Source organism: Rhodoferax aquaticus (assembly GCF_006974105.1).
GTDB classification, from domain to species: domain Bacteria; phylum Pseudomonadota; class Gammaproteobacteria; order Burkholderiales; family Burkholderiaceae_C; genus Allorhodoferax; species Allorhodoferax aquaticus_A.
In genome coordinates this window covers 1,328,095-1,349,434 of sequence record NZ_CP036282.1, presented here as the reverse complement: position 1 = coordinate 1,349,434, position 21,340 = coordinate 1,328,095, and the positions used below count along the sequence as shown (strand labels likewise).

Sequence of the window (21,340 nt, the reverse complement as noted above, 5' to 3'; positions counted from 1 at the left end):
CAATATGGCAGCGCCTCTCACCATCCGCATGCATGCGGCCGACAACGTCGCCATCGTGGCCAACGATGGTGGTCTGGCCGCCGGAACCGTGCTACCCGATGGACTGATACTGGTGGACCGCGTGCCGCAAGGCCACAAGGTGGCACTAGCGGCGATTGCCAAAGGTGCTGCCGTGCTGCGCTACAACGTGGCCATTGGCTATGCGCAGAACGACATACCAGCAGGCAGCTGGGTGCACGAGCGTCTGCTGCATATGCCTGAAGCGCGCTCGCTGTCCGAGCTGCCAAAGTCCACCGCCCCGGCGTGGAATGCCGAGCCGCTGGAGGGCTACACCTTCGAGGGCTACCGCAACGCCGATGGCTCGGTGGGCACGCGCAATATTCTGGCCATTACCACCACCGTGCAGTGCGTAGCCGGTGTGGTGGACTTTGCGGTGCAGCGCATCAAGGCGGAATTGCTGCCGCGTTACCCGCACGTAGATGACGTGATTGGCCTGGAGCACGCCTATGGCTGCGGTGTGGCCATTGACGCACCCGATGCCATCATCCCCATCCGCACGCTGCGCAACATCTCCAAGAACCCCAACTTTGGGGGCGAAGTGATGGTGGTGAGCTTGGGCTGCGAAAAGCTGCAACCCGAGCGCTTGTTCCCGGCAGGCAGTATTGCTATACAAACAGTAGCTGCTCACGCAATAGGCACGGCCGCAAGTGGCCAAAATACCCCCCACAACACGCCTGAACTCGATGTGGTGTGCCTGCAAGCCGAACAGCATGTGGGCTTCATGAGCATGATTGATTCGGTGCTGGCGTCTGCGGTACCCCACCTGGAGCGCCTGAACGCCCGCCGCCGCGAAACCATTCCTGCCAGCGAGCTGGTCGTTGGCGTGCAGTGCGGCGGCAGCGACGCATTCTCTGGCGTGACCGCCAACCCGGCCGTGGGCTTTTGCACTGACCTGCTGGTGCGCGCCGGTGCCACCGTGATGTTTTCGGAAACTACCGAAGTACGAGACGCCATTGAGCAAATGACCGCCCGCGCCACCACCCCTGAGATTGCCGACGCCATGGCCCGCGAGATGGCCTGGTACGACGCCTACCTGGGCCGTGGCCAGGCGGACCGCAGTGCCAACACGACCCCCGGCAACAAGGCCGGCGGCCTCTCCAACATTGTGGAGAAAGCCATGGGCTCCATCATCAAGTCTGGCACCGCGCCTATCAGCGGTGTGCTGTCGCCCGGCGAAAAGCTGCAGCACAAAGGCTTGCACTACGCCGCCACTCCGGCCAGCGACTTTATTTGCGGCACTTTGCAGCTGGCCGCCGGCATGAACCTGCATGTGTTTACCACGGGTCGCGGCACCCCTTACGGGCTGGCCGAAGTTCCCGTCATCAAGGTGGCGACCCGCACCGATCTGGCCCGCCGCTGGCACGACCTCATGGACGTGAACGCAGGAACCATCGCCGATGGAAACGCCAGCATTGCCGACGTGGGCTGGGAGCTGTTCCACCTGATGTTGGAAGTGGCCAGCGGCCGCAAAAAAACCTGGGCTGAACACTGGAAGCTGCACAACGCACTGGTGTTGTTCAACCCCGCCCCCATTACCTGAACCGCACGGATTGCGCCCTCACTCCATCGATTGATCCAAGGCTCCACCATGACCTACCCCACCCCTTACCGCCCCTTTCCCAATCAATTCAAAATCGATCTGCTGGCAGGCAAACGACTGATCGGCTGCTGGGCATCCTTGGCCAGCCCCATCACCGCCGAGGTTCTGGGCGTGGCTGGTTTTGACTGGATTTTGCTGGACGGCGAACATTCCCCCAATGATGTGATTACCTTTGTTCCGCAGTTGATGGCACTCAAAGACAGCGTAAGTGCGCCGTTCGTTCGCCCCACTAGCAATAACGCCATTGAGATCAAGCGCCTGCTGGACGCCGGCTTTTACAACTTTCTGGTGCCCTTCGTGGAATCTGCAGACGAAGCACGCCAGGCCGTTGCCGCCACCCGTTACCCGCCCGAGGGCATGCGTGGTGTGTCGGTGGCCCAGCGCAGCAACCGCTATGGCACGGTGGCTAACTACTTTCAGGAGGCCAACCAACACATGTGCGTAGCCGTTCAGATTGAGAGCCGCCAAGCGGTGGCCGCCACGGCAGAGATTGCTGCTGTGCCGGGTGTGGACTGCATTTTTGTAGGCCCCTCCGACCTGGCGGCCGGTTACGGGCATCTGGGCAATGCCAACCATCCCGAAGTGCAAGAAGCGATTGCCAGCGTGTTCGCCCAGGCCAAGGCGCAAGGCAAGCCCACCGGCATTCTGGCGCCTGTCGAAGCGGATGCGCGCCGCTACATGGACATGGGCGCGACCTTTGTGGCGGTAGGCAGCGACCTGGGGGTGTTTCGCAATGCTACGCAGGCTTTGCGGGACCGGTACCTTAGTTAACCACTTTTGGCGGTAAGGAGACTGGGCGGCAGCGCGTTCTGCTGCGTGTCCCCCGCCCTGCGGGCTCCTCCTTGACCTTCGCAGAACGCACTGCCACCCCATCACTTCGGTTGAACTATTTCTTTCACACTTTTTCACTCCAACACTATGACTACTCTCGGATTTATCGGACTTGGCATCATGGGCGCGCCTATGGCGGGCCACCTCCTTGCCGCTGGGCACACTGTTTACTTGAACACACGCGGCGCAGTACCGGCCCAGTTGCTAGAGGCTGGCGGTCATGCCTGCGCCAGCGCCAAAGAGGTGGCGCAAAAAGCCGACATCATTTTTCTCATGCTGCCCGACACGCCAGATGTGGAGCTGGTGCTCTTTGGCGCCAACGGCGTGGCAGGTGGTTTGAGCGCTGGCAAAACGGTGGTGGACATGAGCTCCATCTCGCCCATGGAGACCAAAGCCTTTGCAGCCAAGATCAATGCGCTGGCGTGTCAGTACATGGATGCCCCGGTCTCTGGCGGCGAAGTGGGTGCCAAGGCTGCCAGCCTGACCATCATGGTGGGTGCACAAGAAGCCACGTTCAATGCCGTGCTGCCCCTGCTGCAGCTGATGGGCAAAAACATCACCCTGGTGGGTGGCAACGGAGATGGACAGACCTGCAAGGTGGCCAACCAGATCATCGTGGCGCTGAACATTGCGGCGGTGGGCGAGGCCCTACTGTTCGCCAGCAAGGCCGGTGCCGACCCCGCCAAGGTGCGCCAGGCGCTCATGGGGGGTTTTGCCGCATCGCGTATTCTGGAAGTGCATGGCGAGCGCATGGTCAAGCGCACCTTCAACCCGGGCTTTCGCATCAGCCTGCACCAAAAGGATCTCAACCTGGCCTTAAGCGGTGCCAAGGCCATGGGCCTGGCCTTGCCACAGACGGCAGGCGCTGCCCAGCTCATGCAAGTGTGTGCCGCCCATGACATGGCAGGGCTAGATCACTCTGCCTTGGTGCGTGCTTTGGAGATCATGGGCGCGCACGAAGTGGCAAAGGCTTGAGCCCAGGAGCCTCCACAGCCGGTGACGACGGGCTCCGGTGAGAGCGGGGCAACGCTTCCCTCCAAAGCGCCGCCCTCCATAATGGCGACCCCATCACAGTAAGCAAATCCGCCATGCCCACTTTAGACATCGCCCTGACCTTCTTCGCCACCTCTGTCGTACTCGGCCTCACGCCCGGACCAGACAATGTGTTTGTGCTCTTGCACTCTGCGGTGCACGGCAAGCGCGCGGGGTTTGTGGTGGTGCTGGGCTTGTGCACCGGCTTGCTGTTGCACACGGCGGCGGTAGCGCTGGGACTGGCCGCGCTGTTTGCGGCGTCTAGCAGCGCGTTTACGGTGCTCAAGCTGTGCGGCGCGGCTTACTTGGTGTACCTGGCTTGGCAAGCATGGAAGGCACCCGTGGGCCCGTTGAGCGCCCAGTCATCAGGTGCCTTAACGGACCGCCAAACCTACCTGCGCGGTGTGGTGATGAACATCACCAACCCCAAAGTCGCCATCTTTTTCTTGGCGTTTTTGCCCCAGTTTGCCAACCCTGCACAAGGCGATGTGGCATTGCAAATTTTGGCGCTGGGCGGCTTGTTCATTGCCGCAACCTTGTGCACTTTTGGCAGCATTGCCTTCTTTGCCGCCAGCTTTGGCCGTTTGCTGCAAAGCTCCACCAAAGCGCAGCAAGTGCTCAACCGCGTGGCCAGCGTGGTGTTCGTTGGCTTGGCCGTGCGTTTGGCGACGGTACAGCGTTAACTGCGGGGGGCCTGGGGTGCATCAGGCCTGCGTCCTGATGCGATCCTAACGCGCCAAGTGCTACGCTTTGCGCACGATGCAAACGCCAATGAGTACTTCCCGCTTAATCTCTTTAAACACACAGCGCTGGCTCGCAGCTCTGCTCATTTTGGGAGGTGCGACAGCCATAGGTTTCTTAGCAGACACCCACACCTCATTGACGAACCAGGCCATGGTGTACGTGTTGGCGGTAGTGTTCGCAGCCTACGCGCTGCGCTGGGAACAGTCCGTCGCTTGTGCTGTGGGTGCGGTAGGTGCGTTCAATTTCTTCTTTGTACCGCCACGTTGGACCTTCGAGGTGGCCAGCCACGACCATTTACTGACCGTGGGCGCCATGTTGCTAGTAGCCTTGCTGGTCAACCATCTAGTAGCCAAGCTACGTGATGAGACGTTTGCAGCACGCATAAACGAGACTCGGGCGCTGCAACTTCAAACGCTTGCGCAAGTGCTGTCGAACACCGAGAGCCAAGAGGAGGTGATTGCAGAGGGTATCCGTTCGCTTGACCAAGCATTTACAGGCACCAATACCCTCTTGGTTTGCACTGAGCAAGGTGAGCTTGCAATTCCCAGCGAAATAAGCGTCCATGACATGGACGGTTTGCGCTGCTGTATGCGCGAAAAGGCCGTGCTTGGCCCGGGAACGGGTCGCTGGCCCGGGTTGGACGCTTGGTTCATACCTCTGTTTGCGCACGAGACACTGCAAGGCGCTGCGCGTATAGCTCCCGCCTTAGCAGCAGATTCACCTGGCCGCGCGCATGCGCAAGCCCTGTGCGCCTTGATCGCACAGGCGCTACATAGGCTGCAAATGCAGACCACACTGCTGCAAGCAAAGACCCAGGCTGACCGACAACAAATACAAAGCACGTATGTCGCGGCTATTTCACATGACCTGCGCACCCCTTTAGCGGCTTTGGTAGGTTCGGCCAGTGCCTTGCAAACGCAGTACCACAAACTCTCACAAGCTGGAAAAGACCGCTTGCTAGAAGCCATCGTGAGGGAAGCCCGTTACCTCAACCAAGTGTCAGAAAACACGCTGCAGCTACTCCAGCTCGAAAATGCACCCAAGGCCATTCGCAAAGACTGGCAGTCTATGGAGGAAGTGGTGGGCGCAGTGCTCACACGCATTCGCGCACAAGACACCACGCGCCGCATCCACTGCACGGTTGCCCCCGGTATCCCCTTGGTACAGGCCGATGCGGTGCTGCTAGCGCAACTCATCTCCAACTTATTGGAAAACGCGCTGAAGTACAGCGACCAAACCATTGAACTCGTGGTGGCAGCCGATGCAGGCAACTTGGTGCTTTTGGTGAAAGACCGAGGCCCGTGCATTCCCCCAGAAAAGTACCAGGCTATCTTTGAGCCTTACTCGCGCAATGACCAATCGGGCCAGCGCGGCACGGGCTTGGGGCTTGCACTGTGCAAGGCTATTGCCCAAGCGCATGGTGGCACCTTGGGCTTGCGACGCAGGGCCCACACCGGCAACACCTTTGTATTCACCATGCCACTGGGTATCGCGCCAGAGATGGCGGAGGAGACGCTTGTATGAGTCTGCAGGTCTTGGTGGTCGAAGACGACCGGGAAATACGCTCGCTGATGCAAACCAGCCTCAGTCTAGAAGGCTTTGACATCCAAACGGCGGTCTCACTCAGCGAGGCACGCGCCATGGTGCAACATGCGCTGCCTGATTTGATCGTGCTCGATTTAGGGCTGCCCGATGGGGACGGTATTGCCTTGCTTCGTGAAGTGCGCAAACGCTCGAACCTGCCTATCGTCGTGGTGTCGGCTCGACACCAAGAGACCCAAAAGATAGAACTCCTGGACGCGGGTGCGGACGATTACCTCACCAAGCCATATAGTGTTGCGGAGCTTTTGGCCCGCATGCGTGTGGCCTTGCGGCATCGAGGTACCAGCCTAGCCGCCGCCGTTACCCACCATGTGGTTGATGATTTATCCATAGACCTAGCACTTCGCCAAGTACAGGCCCAAGGGCAAACTATTCATTTGACACCCACCGAATTCAAGCTTTTGGCAAGGCTGGTGCGCAGCGCTGGACGCGTGGTCACCCATCACCAACTCCTTGCGGACGTGTGGGGGACTGAGTACACCGAGCACACCCATTACCTGCGCTTGTATATGGGCCAACTGCGCGCCAAGATCGAAGCAACACCCGCTGAGCCGCGTCACCTTTTGACGGAGACGGGCGTAGGCTACCTACTTGCAACCCACTAACACTTCTGGGCGGGGCACTTATGCGTTCCTAACGCGACCCTTGGCACAGTGAGGGTGTGTGTAACAACCGTTAGAACGTATGGCAAAGCATAGTCACAGAGAAAGCATGGCAGCCCTCACCCTGGGTGCCTTAGGAGTGGTGTACGGTGACATTGGCACCAGCCCTCTGTACACCATGAAAGAGGTCTTTGGACCCAGCAGCCACATCAACCTAGACCCGGCCAACTTGATTGGCGCGGTATCGGTCATTTTCTGGGGTCTGATGATGGTGGTGACCCTGAAATACGTGCTGCTCATCTTGCGGGCCGACAACCGGGGGGAAGGCGGCATCATGGCGCTGACGGCCTTGGCTGCCAAGGCGGCAGGTGATACCGGCAAGCGCCGCACTGCGCTTTTGCTCTTAGGCGTATTCGGAGCAGCACTGTTTTATGGTGATAGTGTGATCACCCCGGCAATCTCCGTGCTCAGTGCGGTCGAGGGCTTGGAAGTGGTAACGCCGGCGTTTAAACCTTACGTGTTGCCCATCTGCGCGGCAGTGCTGATCAGTCTGTTTGCGATGCAACGCTTTGGCACAGCGGTGGTCGGCAAGATATTTGGCCCCGTCATTGGCGTGTGGTTTGTGGTGCTGGCGGTCGCTGGCATCAACCAAATCATGCAAGAGCCCGTCATTCTGACCGCACTCAACCCTTGGCACGCAGTACGTTTCTTGAGCCAACAAGGGTGGCACGTGTTTGTAGTGGTCGGCTCCATCGTGCTGGCGCTTACGGGCGCTGAGGCCTTGTACGCCGATATGGGACATTTCGGTAAGCGCCCTATTCAGTTCGCGTGGACGACATTTGTATTGCCTGCATTGGCTCTGAATTACATGGGCCAAGGCGCTTTGCTCATGCGCCAGCCTGAAGCGGTCGACAACCCCTTCTTCTACCTGTTCCCCCCAGCTTTGCTGCTGCCCGCCGTCGTGCTGGCCACGCTGGCTACGGTCATTGCATCGCAAGCCGTGATATCTGGCGCCTTTTCCATGACAAAGCAAGCGGTGCAACTCGGGCTACTCCCCAGAATGGCGGTGCATTTCACTTCGGCCAAAGAGGCGGGCCAGATTTACATGCCTGAAGTCAACTGGGTCTTGTTGGTGGCGGTTCTGCTTGCCATGGTGGGTTTTGGCAGCTCTTCTGCGATGGCCGCTGCGTACGGTATAGCGGTCACCATCACCATGTTGATCACCACGCTGCTGACCTTTTTTGTCATCCGCCAAGGATGGAAACTGCCCTTACCCGTCGCCATCGTGGCGACCACCGTATTCCTGACCTTGGATGGATTTTTGGTGATTGCCTGTTCGCTCAAATTCTTCCAAGGTGGCTGGTTCCCCCTGGTGCTGGGTTTGGGCATATTCACCATCATGGCTACATGGCGCCGAGGCCGTGAGCTGTTGATTGAAAGCATCCGCCAAGACGACCCCCAACTCTTGCCGTTCATCACCGCGTTGTCGCACGACAGCATCCATCGGGTGTCACGTACCGCGGTCTACGCTGTGGCCAACCCCAGCACCGTGCCCCAGGCCTTGATGCACAACCTCAAGCACAACCAGGTGCTGCATGAGCGCAATCTCATTGTGACGGTCGTCTTTCACGACGTGCCTTGGATTGCCTTTGACGAGCGGGTTCAACTAGAAGCGTTGGTTCCAGGGTTCTGGAAAGTACAAATCAACTACGGCTTCAAGAACACCCCAGATGTACCCAAAGCACTGGAGCTGTGCAAAGCACAAGGGCTGTCGATTAACCTCTTTGAGACCTCTTACTTCTTAAGCCGAGAAATCGTGGTGCCCACCAAAGGCCATGGCATGGGACACTGGCGTGAGTCGTTCTTTGCGCTGATGGCCCGCAACTCGGGCAGTGTCGCTGGCTTCTTTAAGTTGCCCAACAACTGTGTCGTTGAATTGGGCACGCGGGTACAAATATAGGACACATTGGGACGTCGGTACAGCGCTAAGCGCCCTCTGCACACAAAGCTAAAAGGCGCTGCGCGGCGACGTTGGGGGGTGCGTCCAATGGCGCGTGCCTGCGAATCAAATAGTGGGCGAGTGGGTTAGGCACATCAAAACCCTCCAACACCACGAGGCCCTCGCCTAGGCTTTGTGGGCCGTGCATCGCGCGGTTCCACAAGGCGACCCCGAGGCCATGCTGCGCAGCCTCTAGGCATTGGCCATAGTCGGAAAAGCTGCGATCCGCCTCTTTTTGTCGCCAGCGCGGCACGTAGCGCTTGGCCCAGGCACGCCAACCTGCGCTGTCCGCCACATGCAGCAGAGGCAACTTGGCCACCGCTTGCGCATTGCCAGCTATTCCGGACGTCAGCAGTCGCGCAGACACCACGGGGCAAAGCGTTTCATTGAACATTTTTTGCTCCACACCAATGCCCCAGTTGCCCAAGCCATAACGCACCACCAAGTCGGTTTCACCGTTCACCAAGTCCGCATGGCGCCAATCGGTTTGCACCTGCATGCGCAAGCGCGCCGGCGTGTCTTCAATGTGTACCAGGCGTGGAATGAGCCAGTACCGGGCAAACGACGGCGTGACCGAAATGCGCACCTCTGGCACACTGGTCTGGCGCTCTGCGCTACCTGCTAACGAATCCAATTGCGCGAGGGCATGCTCGATGCGCGCCAAGATGCGCTGCCCTACCTCATTGACCAGCACCCCTCTGGCTTGGCGTTGAAAAATCTTCTGGCCAGCCCAATTCTCCAACACATCCACCCGCCGACTGATGGCCGCGTGGGTCACCCCCAGTTCTAGCGCTGCGGCAGAGAAAGAACCTGTTTTATGGGCCATTAGACCCGCCAACAGGCTATCTATGGGCGGAAGTTTTTGGAGCGAGCTGTGCGTCATGCGTACAGCATATCGCCTGCTGAGCGCCTAGGTCAATGCGCCGCTAGCACCTACATTGGACAACCAATCAGCAGACCACAGCGGCAGCACTCAGGCTGCCAACCGTGGTGGTTTGCGTACCCATCTACACAACTCTTTTTTCTAGGCGTTTGTCATGTCATATGCAGTAGCAGTCGGTGGAGCCACCGGCAACGTAGGCCAGGAAATGGTCAGAATGCTAGAGCAGCGCAACTTCCCTGTTGCCTCGTTTGTGCCCTTGGCGTCGGCCGCATCCGTAGCTGCGGGGCGCAGTGTGCGGTTTAAAGGCGACGACGTGCCCGTGCAAGACTTGGCCTCATTTGATTTTTCTCAAACCGATTTCTTGTTTTTGTCCACCGGCGCTGCCAACTCGCGCGAGCTCAGCCCAGGAGCCGCAGCTGCAGGCTGCATCGTCATCGACAACTCGTCCGCGTTTCGCATGGCCCCGGATGTACCCCTGGTGGTGCCCGAAGTTAACGCTGCAGAACTTGATAGGCCCGAATGGCGCGCCACTGGCATATTGCCGGTGGCCAACTGTTCCACCATCCAAATGGTGGTGGCACTCAAGCCTTTGCACGATGTCGCAGGTATTCGTCGTATTGTGGTGTCTACCTACCAAGCGGCCTCAGGTGGGGGGCGCAAAGTTCTGGACAGGCTGCATGCAGAAGTCCAAGCTGGCGTGACAGACATTCAGACACTGAAAAGCCAATCCAACGCTGCCACCCTGCAGGCAACAGACAAGCCGATTGCCTTCAATGTGGTGCCCCACATCGACGTGTTCTTGGACGATGGGCGCACCAAAGAAGAGTGGAAGATGGAAGTGGAGACTCGCCGCATTCTGGGTTTGCCAAACCTTGCTGTGTCGGCCACATGCGTGCGCGTACCGGTGACCGTGGGGCACGCCGAGGCGATCAACGTGGAGTTTGAGCGCCCCATGGACGCCGAGATGGCGCGCGAGATTTTGCGCACCGCTCCCGGTATCGTGGTGGTAGACGAGCCCCGGTTGGGCGGCTACGCCACGCAGTTAGACGCAGCGGGCCAAGACGCCGTGTATGTGTCCCGCATACGCAATGACCCCAGTGCGCCCAACTGTATCAACCTCTGGGTGGTAGCAGACAATGTGCGCAAGGGCGCTGCGCTCAACGCAGTGCAAATGGCGGAAGCTTTGATCGCCCGCGGCGCAACGCCACCGCGTGGCTAAATGACAAATACCTAGCGGACAATAGCCACAGCGACCCGACCGGCGTCTCGCGCCGATGTTGGCGCTACCGCGCTTTCGCATGCAAGAAAGAAATTGATGAATATCGGAATTGTTTACTCCCTGCTGGCCTACATGATTTGGGGCTTGTTTCCGCTGTACTTTAAGCAGCTCTCCCATGTGCCCGCATTGGAAGTGGTGATGCACCGCACGGTGTGGTCACTCTTGTTTGTGATGTTGCTTTTGCTGGTACTCAAACGCTGGGCATGGATGCGCGACTTGGCACGTCAGCCCAAGGTGCTAGCAGCGTTTGCCGTCTCGGCCTTGCTGCTCTCTAGCAACTGGCTCATTTACGTGTGGGCGGTGCAAAACCAGCATGTGCAAGACGCCAGCCTAGGCTACTTCATCTTGCCTCTGGTCAACGTGGCCTTGGCGTTTATGGTGCTCAAAGAGCGGCCGCGTAGGGGCCAGTGGGTGGCGGTAGGCATTGCGACAGTTGGTGTGCTGTGGCTCACCATCCAAGGCGGCCGCCTTCCTTGGATTGCGTTGTTGCTGGCGCTAACCTTTGGGGTCTATGGCCTGCTGCGCAAGGTGGCAGTGCTGGGCCCCTTGGAGGGTCTAACGCTAGAGACCATGATGCTCACACCGATTGCCTTGGTCTACATGGGCATGGGTGTGGCGCAGGGCAACAGTGTGCTGCTGCAAGGCGACTGGGGCACCAACGCCTGGCTCATGGTGGCGGGGCCGCTCACGGCCATTCCTTTGCTGTTGTTTGCTGCAGGTGCGCGCCGCATACCCATGACCACCGTGGGCATCTTGCAATACGCCTCGCCCAGCATCTTGTTTGTGCTGAGCATGTTGGTGTTTCACGAGCCCATCCAAAGCAGCCGCTTGGTCGGCTTTGTCTTCATTTGGGGGGCCTTGGTGGTGTACACCCTAGAGAGCCTGCGCTTTAGTCGGCAGGCCGCCGCTGCAAAAAGCGCGAACGCCTAGTTCACGGACGCGCCTGATTCAAACCATTGTTTGACCAAGGTGCGCTCTGCGTCCGTGATGCCGGTGGCATTGTTCATCGGCATGATTTTGGTCACCACCACCTGCTGGTACACCGCTTGTGCGTGGCTGGCCAAAGCCTGCGGCGAATCCAAGCGCACATTCTTCATTTGCACCGCCTCACCATGGCACATATAGCAACGCTGTGCCAGCACGGGTTGCAGTTCTTTGTAGCCAATTTGGCCTGCAGCACCCGTGGAAGCTGCACTTACAGCTACTGAATTAGTAGCAGATGCACTGGGAGCTACAGGCTCAGGCTTGAGCCACACAATCACCGCCACAATGGCCACCACACCCACTGCCGCGTAAGGCCAAGGGTGGCCGTTGCGGCCAAGCTTGAAGCCATGGCGCATGACGAAGAACTGGCGAATGGCCGCGCCCGCGAACATCATCAAAATCAACACCAGCCAGTTGTGCGGATGGCTGTAGGTAAAGCTGTAGTGGTTGCTCAGCATCGCAAACAACACCGGCAAGGTGAAGTAGGTGTTGTGCACGCTGCGCTGCTTGCCGCGCTTGCCGTGGATGGGGTCAATCGGATTGCCCGCCTTGATGTCGGCTACCACCGTTTTTTGGCCGGGGATGATCCAGAAGAACACATTGGCACTCATGCTGGTGGCAATCATCGCGCCAATCAGCAAGAAGGCTGCGCGCCCCGCAAACCAGTGGCAAGCCAACCAAGCCGCCACGCACACCAGCAAGGCAACCAGCGCACCCACTATTGCGTCGCCATTTTTGCGCTGCCCGAACACGCGGCAAATGCCGTCATACGCCAGCCAAAACACCACCAAGAATGCCAAGGCCACCACGATGGCAGAAGAAGGCGCCCAGTCCATGACCGACTTGTCGATCAAATACGTCCCCGCGCTCCAGAGGTAGGACACTGTGAACAAGGAGAAGCCGGTTAACCAGGTGCTATAGCTCTCCCAATAAAACCAATGCAAATGTTTGGGTAACTGCGGGGGAGCGCCCAAGAACTTCACCGGGTGGTAAAAGCCACCACCATGCACGGCCCACAACTCGCCGCTCACGCCTTGGCGCTTGAGGTCGGGGTCTTCGGGCGGCGTGAGGCTGCTGTCCAAAAACACAAAATAGAACGAGGAGCCAATCCAAGCGATGGCAGTGATGACGTGGACCCAGCGCAGCAGCAGGTTGGCCCAGTCCAGCAGATAACTTTCCATAATTTCAACCCCAAAGGTGCGGGCCAAAATGCCCGCATGTATTGCATCCTGCTCACCACTGCGGGCGCTGTAAGCAGTATTTAGGCCACGAACACAGATGCACCTTTGGGCACCCCAGCTCCGCTGCGACCGATGGCCAAAGTGTATACAGTTTTTGTCTAAAACCCAAGCATTCGCGCCTGACTACAACTCTAAAGCGCCCCCGTGTTTACCCTAGTCAGGCCCGACCTGCAGCAGCTGCGCAGCTACTGCAATGGCAATGATTTCGGGCCGCTTGTCCTGAATGCCAGGCACACCAATCGGGCAGGTGACATGGTCTAGCTCTGCGGGGGTAAAGCCACGTGCTTCTAGCCGCTTGCGAAAAGTCGCCCACTTGGTCTTGCTACCAATCAGGCCGATGTAGGGCAAGTCCCCCTGCGCGCGTTGGCGGGCCAGACAGTCCGCCACGATGCTCAGGTCTTCGGCATGGCTAAAGCTCATGATCAGCACCCGCGAACCAGGGGCCAGATCAGCCACTGCCGCCTGCACGGGCTCGCTGTGTTCGGTGCGCACATGGGCAGGCACCGCGGCAGGAAAAATCTCGTCACGGCTGTCAATCCAATGCACCGCCATGGGCAACTGGCCCAAGACCTGCACCAAGGCCTTGCCTACGTGCCCGCCACCAAACAAAGCCACGGGTACCAAGTGGTCCGCCAAGCGCTGCGCCAGCGCGGCGCTAGCGCTTGCGCAGACACGCTCAAAGCGCAAATGCACCTCGCCACCACAACACTGCCCTAGGCTGGGGCCCAAGGCATAGCGCACCAAATTTTCTGCCGTATCGTGTGGGCGGGGCACTTGCGCAAGCAGTGTGCGGGCGTGGGCAATGGCATCCAACTCCAAATGCCCGCCCCCTACGGTTGCGACCAAGGTATCGGCAAAGACCGCCATCCACGTGCCCGCCTCTCGGGGCACCGAGCCACGGCTGGAGGCCACCGTGATGAGCACTGCGTCTTCTGTGCGCAGGCGGTCTAAGAATTCAGAAATCAAACGCACGGTGTTTACCTCGGCTTACCTTTTACACTGCGGCTATGGCTTGGAGCCACGGCAAAATCCGGGCACAGTATGCCTTTAAACACACAGTTGGACGGAACCTCTGAATGACTTTACCCACCTTGCCCGCCGGTTTGAAGCCAGAACCAAGCAAAAACCGATACGGGTCTTTGCCGCAATGGCGTGCCGCCCTGGCCTCTGCCCTTTTGGTACTGGCCAGTGGATGCGCCACACGCCCAGAGCCGCCTGCACCGCCCCCAGCCCCTGTGGCCCCCACGCCTGAGCCGCCGCCAGCGGAACCGGTCAAGCCCAGCCGCCCTAGCGTGCCAAGTGGCCCACCCTCGACTGCCAACAGCATTCTGCAGTTCCGCTCGGAAGTGGCCAACCACCTCTACCAGAACTACCAGGGCAGGATCTACAAGGGGAAAATGCCTCCACTGCTCTATGCCGTAGGTGTCACGCAAGTTGACATCGATGCGCGCGGCAACGTCAGCAACGTGCGCTGGATGCGAGCTCCATCGCACGCCCCCGAAGTGATGGCTGAGATCGAGCAAATGGTCCGCAAGTCTGCCCCATTCCCAGCACCTGTGCGCTTAGGCAACGTCACGTACACCGAAACATGGTTATGGCACAAGAGCGGGCAGTTCCAGCTGCACACGCTGAGTGAGGGGCAGTACTAAACATCCGCTTAGCGCCACACAGCAAAAAGCCCCAAGTGAATGAATCACATGGGGCTTGCATTTGGCGGAGAAGGAGGGATTCGAACCCTCGGTAGGGTCGCCCCTACGCTTGATTTCGAGTCAAGTACATTCGACCACTCTGCCACTTCTCCTGAATTCGCGTCGGTCGAAACGAAGCGTGGATTCTATCAGGCCTTGAGGGCCGCCATTCCGCCCATGTATGGGCGCAAGACTTCAGGCACGGTGACCGAGCCATCGGCGTTTTGGTAGTTCTCTAGCACCGCGACCAAAGTGCGCCCCACCGCCAGGCCAGAGCCGTTCAGGGTGTGCACCAGTTCGTTCTTGCCTTGGGCGTTTTTGAACCGCGCTTGCAGACGACGTGCTTGGAAGGCTTCCATATTGGAGACCGAGCTAATTTCACGGTAGGTATTTTGCGCGGGTAGCCACACTTCCAAGTCAAAGGTCTTGGCGGCACCAAAGCCCATGTCGCCCGTGCACAGGCTCATGACGCGGTAGGGCAAGCCCAGTTTTTGCAAAATCGCTTCCGCGTGGGTGACCATGGCGTCCAAGGCTTCGTAGCTCTTTTCGGGATGCACGATTTGCACCATTTCCACCTTGTCAAACTGGTGCTGGCGAATCAAACCACGGGTGTCGCGGCCATAGGAGCCCGCTTCAGAGCGGAAGCATGGCGTGTGCGCCGTGAGCTTGATGGGCAAATCGGCCTCAGGGGTCACCACATCGCGCACAAAGTTGGTCAGCGTTACTTCGCTGGTGGGAATCAGGTAGAGCGCAGCGTTGGCTTCTGCGCTGGCGTCAGGCCCACCGTCTTGGCCACCTTTATTGGCGGCAAAGAGGTCTTCTTCAAACTTGGGCAGTTGGCCCGTGCCGCGCAAAGTGTCTGCGTTGACGATGTAAGGGGTGTAGCACTCTTGGTAGCCGTGCTCTTGGGTTTGCACGTCGAGCATGAAGGCGCTCAAAGCGCGGTGCAGGCGGGCCATTTGCCCTTGCATCACCGTAAAGCGAGAACCTGTGAGCTTGACGCCCATGTCAAAGTCCAGCCCCAGAGGTTCGCCCACGTCCACATGGTCTTTGACCGGAAAGTCAAACGCCTTGGGGCCTTTGCCGTCGGGGCTCCAGCTGCGCACCACCACATTGCCCGTCTCGTCACTGCCTACCGGCACGGACGCGTGGGGCAAGTTAGGCACGGCCAGCAGCATGGATTCCATGTCGCCTTGAATGGCGTCCAACCGGGCGGCAGAAGCCTCCAGCTCGGCTTTCAAGCCCGCCACTTCCGCCATCGCGGCATCGGCTTCGGCGTGTAGGCCCTTGCCTTTGAGCATGCCAATTTGCTTGCTCACGGTGTTGCGCTTGGATTGCAGCTCTTCGGTGCGCGTTTGGATGGTCTTGCGCTCTGACTCCAGGGCGGTAAATGCATCCACATTCAAAAAGGCCTGAGGCGTCTTGCGGCTCTCCAAACGGGCAATCACAGTGCCCAGGTCTTTGCGCAATAGGGTAATGTCTAACATGGCGATTGGTATTCTTTGGTTTCAGGGGTAAATAGGCCTCTAGCGCCCTATTTTATTGCGCAAGCAGCTACAAAACATATAGCAGCTTGCCACGCGTTATTCGCTGGCTTGGTCGATCCGCAAGCCTTTGGGTAGCGGAAATTTTACGGTTTCCTCAATGCCGTCCATCTTGCGGACCGACACAGCGCCCAAGGCTTTGATGCGGTCGATCACGGCCTTCACCAAGATCTCAGGGGCCGAGGCTCCCGCCGTCAGGCCCACCCGGGATCGACCTTCAAACCACTCGGCTTTTAGCTCATCCGCATGGTCCACCATATAACTCTCGGTGCCCAGTTTCTTAGCCACTTCGCGCAGGCGGTTGCTGTTGGAGCTGGTGGGGCTACCCACCACGATCACGATGTCTACCTGCGGGCTCATCACCTTCACCGCGTCTTGGCGGTTCTGGGTGGCGTAGCAAATGTCTTGCATCTTGGGCTTTTTGATCAGCGGAAAGCGCGCCACCACGGCGGCCGTGATGTCTGCCGCGTCATCCACGCTCAAGGTGGTTTGGGTCACCACGGCCAGCTTTTCGGTCTGGCTCGGCTGGATGTGCGCGACGTCAGCCACGTCTTCCACCAAATGGATGCCGCTATCGAGCTGGCCCATGGTGCCCTCCACCTCGGGGTGGCCCTTGTGGCCGATCATGATGAATTCAAAGCCCTCTTTGTGCAGCTTGGCCACTTCCACGTGAACCTTGGTCACCAACGGGCAGGTGGCATCAAATATCTGGAAACCCCGGCGCTCCGCCTCGCGCTGGATAGCCTGGCTCACACCGTGGGCCGAGAACACCAGCGTGGCGCCCGGTGGCACATCGTCCAGCTCTTCGATGAAGATGGCGCCGCGCTCTTTGAGGTCGTTCACCACATAGGTGTTGTGCACGATTTCGTGGCGCACGTAGATGGGCCGGCCGAACTTGGCCAATGCTCTTTCCACGATCTCGATGGCGCGGTCCACGCCAGCACAAAAGCCGCGCGGCTCGGCCAAAATAATTTCTTGCGGCAGTATCACAGCAGTCATAGCACACCAATCAATTGAACTTCAAAGGTCACGGCTTGGCCCGCCAAGGGGTGGTTGAAGTCGAACAACACGGCCCGCTCTGCCCCTTCGCCCCGCAGTTGCAGCACCACACCCGCAAACTGGCCTTGGCCATCGGGCGTGGGGAATTGCACCACATCGCCCACGTTGTAGGTCTCCAGCGGGTCGCCCATTTGCGTGAGCACCTTGCGCGCCAGCCATTGCTGCATGTCGGGGTTGCGCTCGCCAAATGCAGCGCCGGGCGGCAGCTCAAACGTGCTGCGCGCGCCCTCCTCCATGCCCATCAAACAATTCTCCACTGCGGGTGACAGCTCGCCCGTGCCCAGGGTCAGGGTGGCAGGCTTGCCGTCAAATGTATTGATGATGTCGCCCGCAGGGCCACCCAAGCGGTAGTGCAGCGTGAGAAAGGAGCCCGGTTGAACACGGGCAAGCGTAGATGTCATAAAAGTCCCGATAAACTGGGCCCTATTGTAGAAAGCCACGAAAAGCCTTGGCAAAACCTGCCCTAGATGCCCCGGACGCCTGCAACTCGCCCACCACAGCCCTGACCTTGATAGCTCTGCAAGACCTCCCCCTAGAAGCCCAACCGCGCGAAAAATTGCTCGCACGTGGCCCTAGTACGCATCTGAGATGCAGAGTTGTTGGCCATTTTGTTGCGCACCGGCATTGCGGACAAGGGCGTGTTGCAGATGGCCGAAGAACGGCTGCAACTCAAAAACAATAGCGCCTCATGCAGTACCGACGGGCGCCAGGGCGGTTTTTGCGGCATAGCTGGCTGGCTGCGCGTTACCGCCGACAAGCTCAAGCGGGCCAAAGATGCTTGGAAAGCAACTACCTAACAAGGGGCTAACAGGGTCGACGTTGCGACCTCACTTTACGTACTTGTCATGGATCTTCTGAATCGTCCCATCGGCCCGCATTCCCGCAATAGTTTTGTCAACTTGAGGCAGCATCGCGACATAGGGTGATTTTTTGCTGACCAGCAGATAGAACTTTTTGGAGTCCAATACGTTGGTCGCTGCCACAACTTTGGCAAGGCCATCATTGCCCGGGTTCGCTGCTTTAAGTTCATTGAGCACATATTGCGTTGGTAGCTGCATCTGAACAAAAACATCCCCACGTTGCGCAGCAAGCTTTAGCAACACTTGCGAGAAATTTCCACCGCGATCGACATCAAACCCTGCAAGGTTTTTCTCGCCCCAACCATCGCCCAAATAGTCAAGCACCTTCAAACCCTTCAACTCGTCGAGTGTCTTCGCGCTCATGATTTGTTGAAACTTGGCACTGTCGCTTTTGGCGAACGCAACCCACTGATGGGTCGCAAGGGCTTCGGTGTTGGCGACTGCTATGAGCTCGCGGGTAGGTGTAGCCACGGTAATCATGGCGTCCGCGCCCCCATGCTCCACTAGCATTTGCGCTCTGGCCCACGGATAGCCTTTGATGAGGTATTTGACATTCATGCGATTGAACGCCTCTTGCAAGATATCAACATAGATACCCACAAACTCCTTTTTCTCGTTACGAAATCCGAAGGGGGCTTCGTCTTCGTCCCCTGCAAAATGGAAGGGGCGGACTTGGGCCACTGCCACCTGCAGGCTCAACAAAAAAAACACAAGAAGCGCATAACCCACTCTGAGGGTTGAGTTCCGCATTTCTGTTTCCTTCCTTGTTACTGAGTGATAGCTAACATTCAACTGGGACCGAAGGCCGTTTGCCGCCGCTTACGACTCGATGTGTTAACAGTTATCCAAACAGTATGCGCGATACATCAGGGCAACCGCATAAAGCATGCCACGAAGTACCCACTGGCGCACCGGCAGGCTGGGAAAAACGTGATCGCTCAGTTGCGCCGCAGTCTCCACCAAACGCTGGGGGTTGCCTGAGGGGTAGACTCCCCGGCCCTTGCAAGAGAAGGCGATGCAGTAGTCATGCCCACAGTCGGCACAGCGGTGTGCGTTGCGCGTGGCGGGGGTTGTAAAGTTTGGGCTGGGCGACGCACATGTTGCAATGCCCCACTAGGCAATGCACGTAAAGGAATACTGAGGTAACAAACAGCATTCACCAGAGACATGCATGTCGTCAAGCACCCACAGCCATGCGGTGAATGCCATACCCAACTTGCACAAAGCAGTGACAGCACCTATGCTGTCATCATGATCCCAGTCGTTATCGATACCAACGTGTTTGTCGCGGGCCTGCGCTCTGGGGGCGGGGCATCGAGGGCGGTGTTGCGCAGGGCTTTGGGGGGGAACTTGCAGCCTTTGTTCGGCAATGCCCTGTGGATGGAGTACCACGACTTGCTAGAACGCCCGGTGTGGGGTGATACCACCACGGCGCAGGAGCGGCGCGACGTGCTGGCCGCGTTGGCGCGCCAAGGGCGCTGGGTGACGGTGTATTACGGTTGGCGACCCAATTTGCCCGATGAGGCGGACAACCATTTGATAGAGCTGGCCCTAGCAGGTGGGGCGCAGGCCATCGTCACCCATAATTTGCGGGACTTGCGCGGAGGTGAATTGCGTTTAGATAGGCTGCGGGTACTCACACCCGCGCAATGTTTGGAGGAATGGACATGAGCACTTTGACGATACGACTGCCCGACGACACAGCCCAGCGACTCAAGACGCTTGCGCAAAGCCGGGGCCTCTCGATGAATAAGCTGGTGGAGCAGCTCAGCGCCCATGCGCTGTCTGCCTGGGACACCGAGAACCATTTCCGCGCTATGGCTGCCACGGGGGACGTGCAAAAGGCGCTAGCCGTGCTGGACCGGCTGGATGCGGCTGACGCTGCAAATGCACAAACCTCGTCTCGCTAGGACAACTCGCCCTGCCTGCCAAGCCTTAGCCCATGCCCCTCAAAGACCTCCCCCTAGAAGCCCAACCGCGCGAGAAGTTGCTCGCACGTGGCCCTGGTGCGCTCAGTGACGCGGAGTTGTTGGCCATTTTGTTACGCACCGGCATAGCGGGAAAAGGCGTGTTGCAGATGGCCGAGGAACTGTTGCAACTCAAAAACAATAGCACCTCACGCAATACTGATGAGCGCCAGGGCGGTTTTGGCGGCATCTCGGGCTTGCTGCATGCCACGGCAGATGACCTCAAGCGCGTCAAAGGCTTGGGGCCTGCCAAGCGGGCCGAGATTGTGGCGGTGCTCGAACTTGCCCGCCGCGCCATGGCCCAGCGCCTGCAAGAGCGCGAGGTATTTACCGACCCGCAGGCCGTGAAACACTACCTGCAGCTGCACCTGGCCGCCAAAGGACATGAGGTGTTTGCCGTGCTGTTTCTGGACAGCCAGAACAGGTTGCTGGCCATGGAAGAGCTGTTTCGCGGCACGCTCACGCAAACCAGTGTGTACCCGCGCGAGGTGCTTATCCGCGCGCTGCACCACAGCGCGGCCGCCGTGGTGCTGGCGCACAACCACCCCAGCGGCATCGTGCAGCCCAGCCGTGCCGACGAGGCGCTCACGCAAACGCTCAAAGCCGCCTTGGCTTTGGTGGATGTGCGGGTGCTAGACCACATCATCGTCGGGCCCGGACACGCCTTGTCGATGGCGGAGCACGGTTTGCTATGAAAGAAAGGGCCCTGCGCGTCGCTTCACTGGCAGACCTCAAGCTGGTCAAGAAAGAGCTTGCGGCCCAGGCCAAGCGTGAGGCAGAAGCCGCAGCGCTAGAAGCGGCTGCGGCCAAAAAGCTGGCGGCTCAGCGCAACCTGTTTCAAGCGGCTGCGGGCCAGGTGACGCGCTTGCACAGCAAGCCGGTCGCCAACCTCAAGCCGAAACCACCGGCCCCTGAGCCCAAGCAACTGCAGTTAGACGAGGCCGCAGCCCTGCAAGAGGCCTTGAGCGATGAAGTAGATGTGAGCACCCTGCTGGACACGGACGAGCACTTGAGCTTTCGCCGCCCCGGCGTCGGCCAAGATGTGGTGCAAAAACTGCGCAGAGGCATTTGGAGCATTCAACGCCAAGTCGATTTGCATGGTTTGCGCAGCGACGATGCCCGCGAAGCGTTGGGTGCATTTATTCGCGAGGCCCACAAGCATGGCATTCGCTGCGTGCGTGTAGTGCACGGCAAGGGGCTTGGTTCACCCGGCAAGACGCCGGTACTCAAAGACAAGGTCCACCGTTGGTTGGTACAAAAGTCAGAGGTCATCGCCTTTGTGCAAGCGCCGCGCGCACACGGTGGTGCGGGCGCGCTCATGGTGCTGCTGCAGCCCAAACGCAACTAGCCTACACATTTCGCAAT

Annotated in this window: 21 protein-coding genes, 1 tRNA gene and 1 pseudogene; 15 read left to right on the top strand and 8 right to left on the bottom strand. The window is 59.0% G+C overall.

What is annotated here, in order from left to right:
* Positions 1-4 precede the first annotated feature (4 nt).
* The 7 genes from garD (at position 5) to EXZ61_RS06300 (ending at position 8,431) form a co-directional block, all read left to right on the top strand.
* Positions 5-1,600: a galactarate dehydratase gene (gene garD / locus EXZ61_RS06330; RefSeq protein ID WP_142810122.1), complete on the top strand. Its 1,596-nt coding sequence runs from the start codon at positions 5-7 to the stop codon at positions 1,598-1,600.
* 48 nt (positions 1,601-1,648) lie between these two features.
* Entirely contained in the window at positions 1,649-2,431 is a 783-nt protein-coding gene (garL, locus tag EXZ61_RS06325) for a 2-dehydro-3-deoxyglucarate aldolase (RefSeq protein ID WP_142810119.1), read from the top strand.
* Positions 2,432-2,578: 147 nt separating this feature from the next.
* A complete protein-coding gene (locus EXZ61_RS06320; RefSeq protein ID WP_142810117.1) occupies positions 2,579-3,466 on the top strand; it encodes a 2-hydroxy-3-oxopropionate reductase in 888 nt (295 codons plus the stop codon).
* A 113-nt stretch (positions 3,467-3,579) separates the two neighbouring features.
* Positions 3,580-4,206, top strand: a complete 627-nt coding sequence (locus EXZ61_RS06315; protein WP_142810114.1) for a LysE family translocator — start codon at positions 3,580-3,582, stop codon at positions 4,204-4,206.
* An 88-nt stretch (positions 4,207-4,294) separates the two neighbouring features.
* Positions 4,295-5,791, top strand: a complete 1,497-nt coding sequence (locus tag EXZ61_RS06310; protein ID WP_142810111.1) for an ATP-binding protein — start codon at positions 4,295-4,297, stop codon at positions 5,789-5,791.
* On the top strand, positions 5,788-6,474 hold the full coding sequence (locus EXZ61_RS06305) for a response regulator (protein ID WP_142810109.1): 687 nt from the start codon (positions 5,788-5,790) through the stop codon (positions 6,472-6,474). Before EXZ61_RS06310 ends, EXZ61_RS06305 begins: the two co-directional genes overlap by 4 nt.
* 79 nt (positions 6,475-6,553) lie before the next feature.
* Positions 6,554-8,431, top strand: coding sequence for a potassium transporter Kup (locus tag EXZ61_RS06300; protein ID WP_142810106.1), 1,878 nt, complete (start codon positions 6,554-6,556; stop codon positions 8,429-8,431).
* A 25-nt stretch (positions 8,432-8,456) separates the two neighbouring features.
* Here EXZ61_RS06300 and EXZ61_RS06295 read toward each other — a convergent pair whose 3' ends face one another.
* Entirely contained in the window at positions 8,457-9,296 is an 840-nt protein-coding gene (locus tag EXZ61_RS06295; RefSeq protein ID WP_168224713.1) for a LysR substrate-binding domain-containing protein, read from the bottom strand.
* A gap of 211 nt (positions 9,297-9,507) precedes the next feature.
* Between EXZ61_RS06295 and EXZ61_RS06290 the strand changes: the two genes are divergently transcribed.
* Together EXZ61_RS06290 and rarD are read left to right on the top strand one after the other, a co-directional pair.
* Entirely contained in the window at positions 9,508-10,572 is a 1,065-nt protein-coding gene (locus EXZ61_RS06290) for an aspartate-semialdehyde dehydrogenase (RefSeq protein ID WP_142810103.1), read from the top strand.
* 96 nt (positions 10,573-10,668) lie between these two features.
* Positions 10,669-11,562: an EamA family transporter RarD gene (gene rarD, locus EXZ61_RS06285; protein WP_142810100.1), complete on the top strand. Its 894-nt coding sequence runs from the start codon at positions 10,669-10,671 to the stop codon at positions 11,560-11,562.
* On the opposite strand, the gene EXZ61_RS06280 is transcribed toward rarD, so the two are convergent.
* Together EXZ61_RS06280 and xdhC are read right to left on the bottom strand one after the other, a co-directional pair.
* Positions 11,559-12,797: a urate hydroxylase PuuD gene (locus tag EXZ61_RS06280; RefSeq protein WP_142810097.1), complete on the bottom strand. Its 1,239-nt coding sequence runs from the start codon at positions 12,795-12,797 to the stop codon at positions 11,559-11,561. The two genes, rarD and EXZ61_RS06280, sit on opposite strands and share 4 nt — an antisense overlap.
* A 213-nt stretch (positions 12,798-13,010) precedes the next feature.
* A complete protein-coding gene (gene xdhC / locus EXZ61_RS06275) occupies positions 13,011-13,829 on the bottom strand; it encodes a xanthine dehydrogenase accessory protein XdhC (RefSeq protein WP_142810095.1) in 819 nt (272 codons plus the stop codon).
* 104 nt (positions 13,830-13,933) lie between these two features.
* Here xdhC and EXZ61_RS06270 point away from each other — a divergent pair, with 104 nt between their 5' ends.
* Entirely contained in the window at positions 13,934-14,506 is a 573-nt protein-coding gene (locus EXZ61_RS06270; RefSeq protein ID WP_237219106.1) for an energy transducer TonB, read from the top strand.
* A gap of 62 nt (positions 14,507-14,568) precedes the next feature.
* Here EXZ61_RS06270 and EXZ61_RS06265 read toward each other — a convergent pair.
* From EXZ61_RS06265 to EXZ61_RS06250, 4 genes are all read right to left on the bottom strand, one after another.
* Positions 14,569-14,658 (bottom strand) — tRNA-Ser (locus tag EXZ61_RS06265).
* Positions 14,659-14,694: 36 nt separating this feature from the next.
* On the bottom strand, positions 14,695-16,032 hold the full coding sequence (serS, locus tag EXZ61_RS06260; protein WP_142810093.1) for a serine--tRNA ligase: 1,338 nt from the start codon (positions 16,030-16,032) through the stop codon (positions 14,695-14,697).
* A gap of 96 nt (positions 16,033-16,128) precedes the next feature.
* A complete protein-coding gene (ispH, locus tag EXZ61_RS06255) occupies positions 16,129-17,088 on the bottom strand; it encodes a 4-hydroxy-3-methylbut-2-enyl diphosphate reductase (protein WP_142810090.1) in 960 nt (319 codons plus the stop codon).
* A complete protein-coding gene (locus EXZ61_RS06250) occupies positions 17,085-17,549 on the bottom strand; it encodes an FKBP-type peptidyl-prolyl cis-trans isomerase (protein ID WP_142810088.1) in 465 nt (154 codons plus the stop codon). The genes ispH and EXZ61_RS06250 overlap by 4 nt, the downstream gene beginning before the upstream one ends.
* A 110-nt stretch (positions 17,550-17,659) precedes the next feature.
* On the opposite strand from EXZ61_RS06250, the pseudogene EXZ61_RS06245 reads away from it, so the two are divergent.
* Positions 17,660-17,921: pseudogene (locus EXZ61_RS06245) on the top strand (UPF0758 domain-containing protein); the annotation flags it as partial.
* Between the two features lie 54 nt (positions 17,922-17,975).
* Here the strand turns inward: EXZ61_RS06245 and EXZ61_RS06240 are convergent.
* Entirely contained in the window at positions 17,976-18,758 is a 783-nt protein-coding gene (locus tag EXZ61_RS06240) for a substrate-binding periplasmic protein (protein ID WP_142810083.1), read from the bottom strand.
* A 501-nt stretch (positions 18,759-19,259) separates the two neighbouring features.
* On the opposite strand from EXZ61_RS06240, the gene EXZ61_RS06230 reads away from it, so the two are divergent.
* Genes EXZ61_RS06230 through EXZ61_RS06215 form a run of 4 tightly spaced genes read left to right on the top strand, consistent with a single transcriptional unit; the run spans position 19,260 to position 21,323 of the window.
* A complete protein-coding gene (locus EXZ61_RS06230; RefSeq protein WP_142810081.1) occupies positions 19,260-19,679 on the top strand; it encodes a putative toxin-antitoxin system toxin component, PIN family in 420 nt (139 codons plus the stop codon).
* Complete coding sequence (locus EXZ61_RS06225; protein WP_142810079.1) at positions 19,676-19,918, top strand: ribbon-helix-helix protein, CopG family; 243 nt, start codon at positions 19,676-19,678, stop codon at positions 19,916-19,918. Before EXZ61_RS06230 ends, EXZ61_RS06225 begins: the two co-directional genes overlap by 4 nt.
* 32 nt (positions 19,919-19,950) lie before the next feature.
* Positions 19,951-20,670 carry a RadC family protein gene (radC, locus tag EXZ61_RS06220; RefSeq protein WP_142810077.1) on the top strand — a complete coding sequence of 240 codons (720 nt, stop codon included), beginning with the start codon at positions 19,951-19,953 and terminating at the stop codon, positions 20,668-20,670.
* Complete coding sequence (locus EXZ61_RS06215; protein ID WP_142810075.1) at positions 20,667-21,323, top strand: Smr/MutS family protein; 657 nt, start codon at positions 20,667-20,669, stop codon at positions 21,321-21,323. The genes radC and EXZ61_RS06215 overlap by 4 nt, the downstream gene beginning before the upstream one ends.
* The last annotated feature ends 17 nt before the right edge of the window (positions 21,324-21,340 follow it).

What these genes read in the sequence shown, in the direction of transcription:
- garD (WP_142810122.1), top strand. Translation starts at nt 5, where the DNA reads ATGGCAGCGCCTCTCACCATCCGCATGCATGCGGCCGACAACGTCGCC.
- garL (WP_142810119.1), top strand. Translation starts at nt 1,649, where the DNA reads ATGACCTACCCCACCCCTTACCGCCCCTTTCCCAATCAATTCAAAATC.
- EXZ61_RS06320 (WP_142810117.1), top strand. Translation starts at nt 2,579, where the DNA reads ATGACTACTCTCGGATTTATCGGACTTGGCATCATGGGCGCGCCTATG.
- EXZ61_RS06315 (WP_142810114.1), top strand. Translation starts at nt 3,580, where the DNA reads ATGCCCACTTTAGACATCGCCCTGACCTTCTTCGCCACCTCTGTCGTA.
- EXZ61_RS06310 (WP_142810111.1), top strand. Translation starts at nt 4,295, where the DNA reads ATGAGTACTTCCCGCTTAATCTCTTTAAACACACAGCGCTGGCTCGCA.
- EXZ61_RS06305 (WP_142810109.1), top strand. Translation starts at nt 5,788, where the DNA reads ATGAGTCTGCAGGTCTTGGTGGTCGAAGACGACCGGGAAATACGCTCG.
- EXZ61_RS06300 (WP_142810106.1), top strand. Translation starts at nt 6,554, where the DNA reads ATGGCAAAGCATAGTCACAGAGAAAGCATGGCAGCCCTCACCCTGGGT.
- EXZ61_RS06295 (WP_168224713.1), bottom strand. Translation starts at nt 9,296, where the DNA reads ATGGCCCATAAAACAGGTTCTTTCTCTGCCGCAGCGCTAGAACTGGGG.
- EXZ61_RS06290 (WP_142810103.1), top strand. Translation starts at nt 9,508, where the DNA reads ATGTCATATGCAGTAGCAGTCGGTGGAGCCACCGGCAACGTAGGCCAG.
- rarD (WP_142810100.1), top strand. Translation starts at nt 10,669, where the DNA reads ATGAATATCGGAATTGTTTACTCCCTGCTGGCCTACATGATTTGGGGC.
- EXZ61_RS06280 (WP_142810097.1), bottom strand. Translation starts at nt 12,797, where the DNA reads ATGGAAAGTTATCTGCTGGACTGGGCCAACCTGCTGCTGCGCTGGGTC.
- EXZ61_RS06270 (WP_237219106.1), top strand. Translation starts at nt 13,934, where the DNA reads ATGACTTTACCCACCTTGCCCGCCGGTTTGAAGCCAGAACCAAGCAAA.
- serS (WP_142810093.1), bottom strand. Translation starts at nt 16,032, where the DNA reads ATGTTAGACATTACCCTATTGCGCAAAGACCTGGGCACTGTGATTGCC.
- ispH (WP_142810090.1), bottom strand. Translation starts at nt 17,088, where the DNA reads ATGACTGCTGTGATACTGCCGCAAGAAATTATTTTGGCCGAGCCGCGC.
- EXZ61_RS06250 (WP_142810088.1), bottom strand. Translation starts at nt 17,549, where the DNA reads ATGACATCTACGCTTGCCCGTGTTCAACCGGGCTCCTTTCTCACGCTG.
- EXZ61_RS06240 (WP_142810083.1), bottom strand. Translation starts at nt 18,758, where the DNA reads ATGCGGAACTCAACCCTCAGAGTGGGTTATGCGCTTCTTGTGTTTTTT.
- EXZ61_RS06230 (WP_142810081.1), top strand. Translation starts at nt 19,260, where the DNA reads ATGATCCCAGTCGTTATCGATACCAACGTGTTTGTCGCGGGCCTGCGC.
- EXZ61_RS06225 (WP_142810079.1), top strand. Translation starts at nt 19,676, where the DNA reads ATGAGCACTTTGACGATACGACTGCCCGACGACACAGCCCAGCGACTC.
- radC (WP_142810077.1), top strand. Translation starts at nt 19,951, where the DNA reads ATGCCCCTCAAAGACCTCCCCCTAGAAGCCCAACCGCGCGAGAAGTTG.
- EXZ61_RS06215 (WP_142810075.1), top strand. Translation starts at nt 20,667, where the DNA reads ATGAAAGAAAGGGCCCTGCGCGTCGCTTCACTGGCAGACCTCAAGCTG.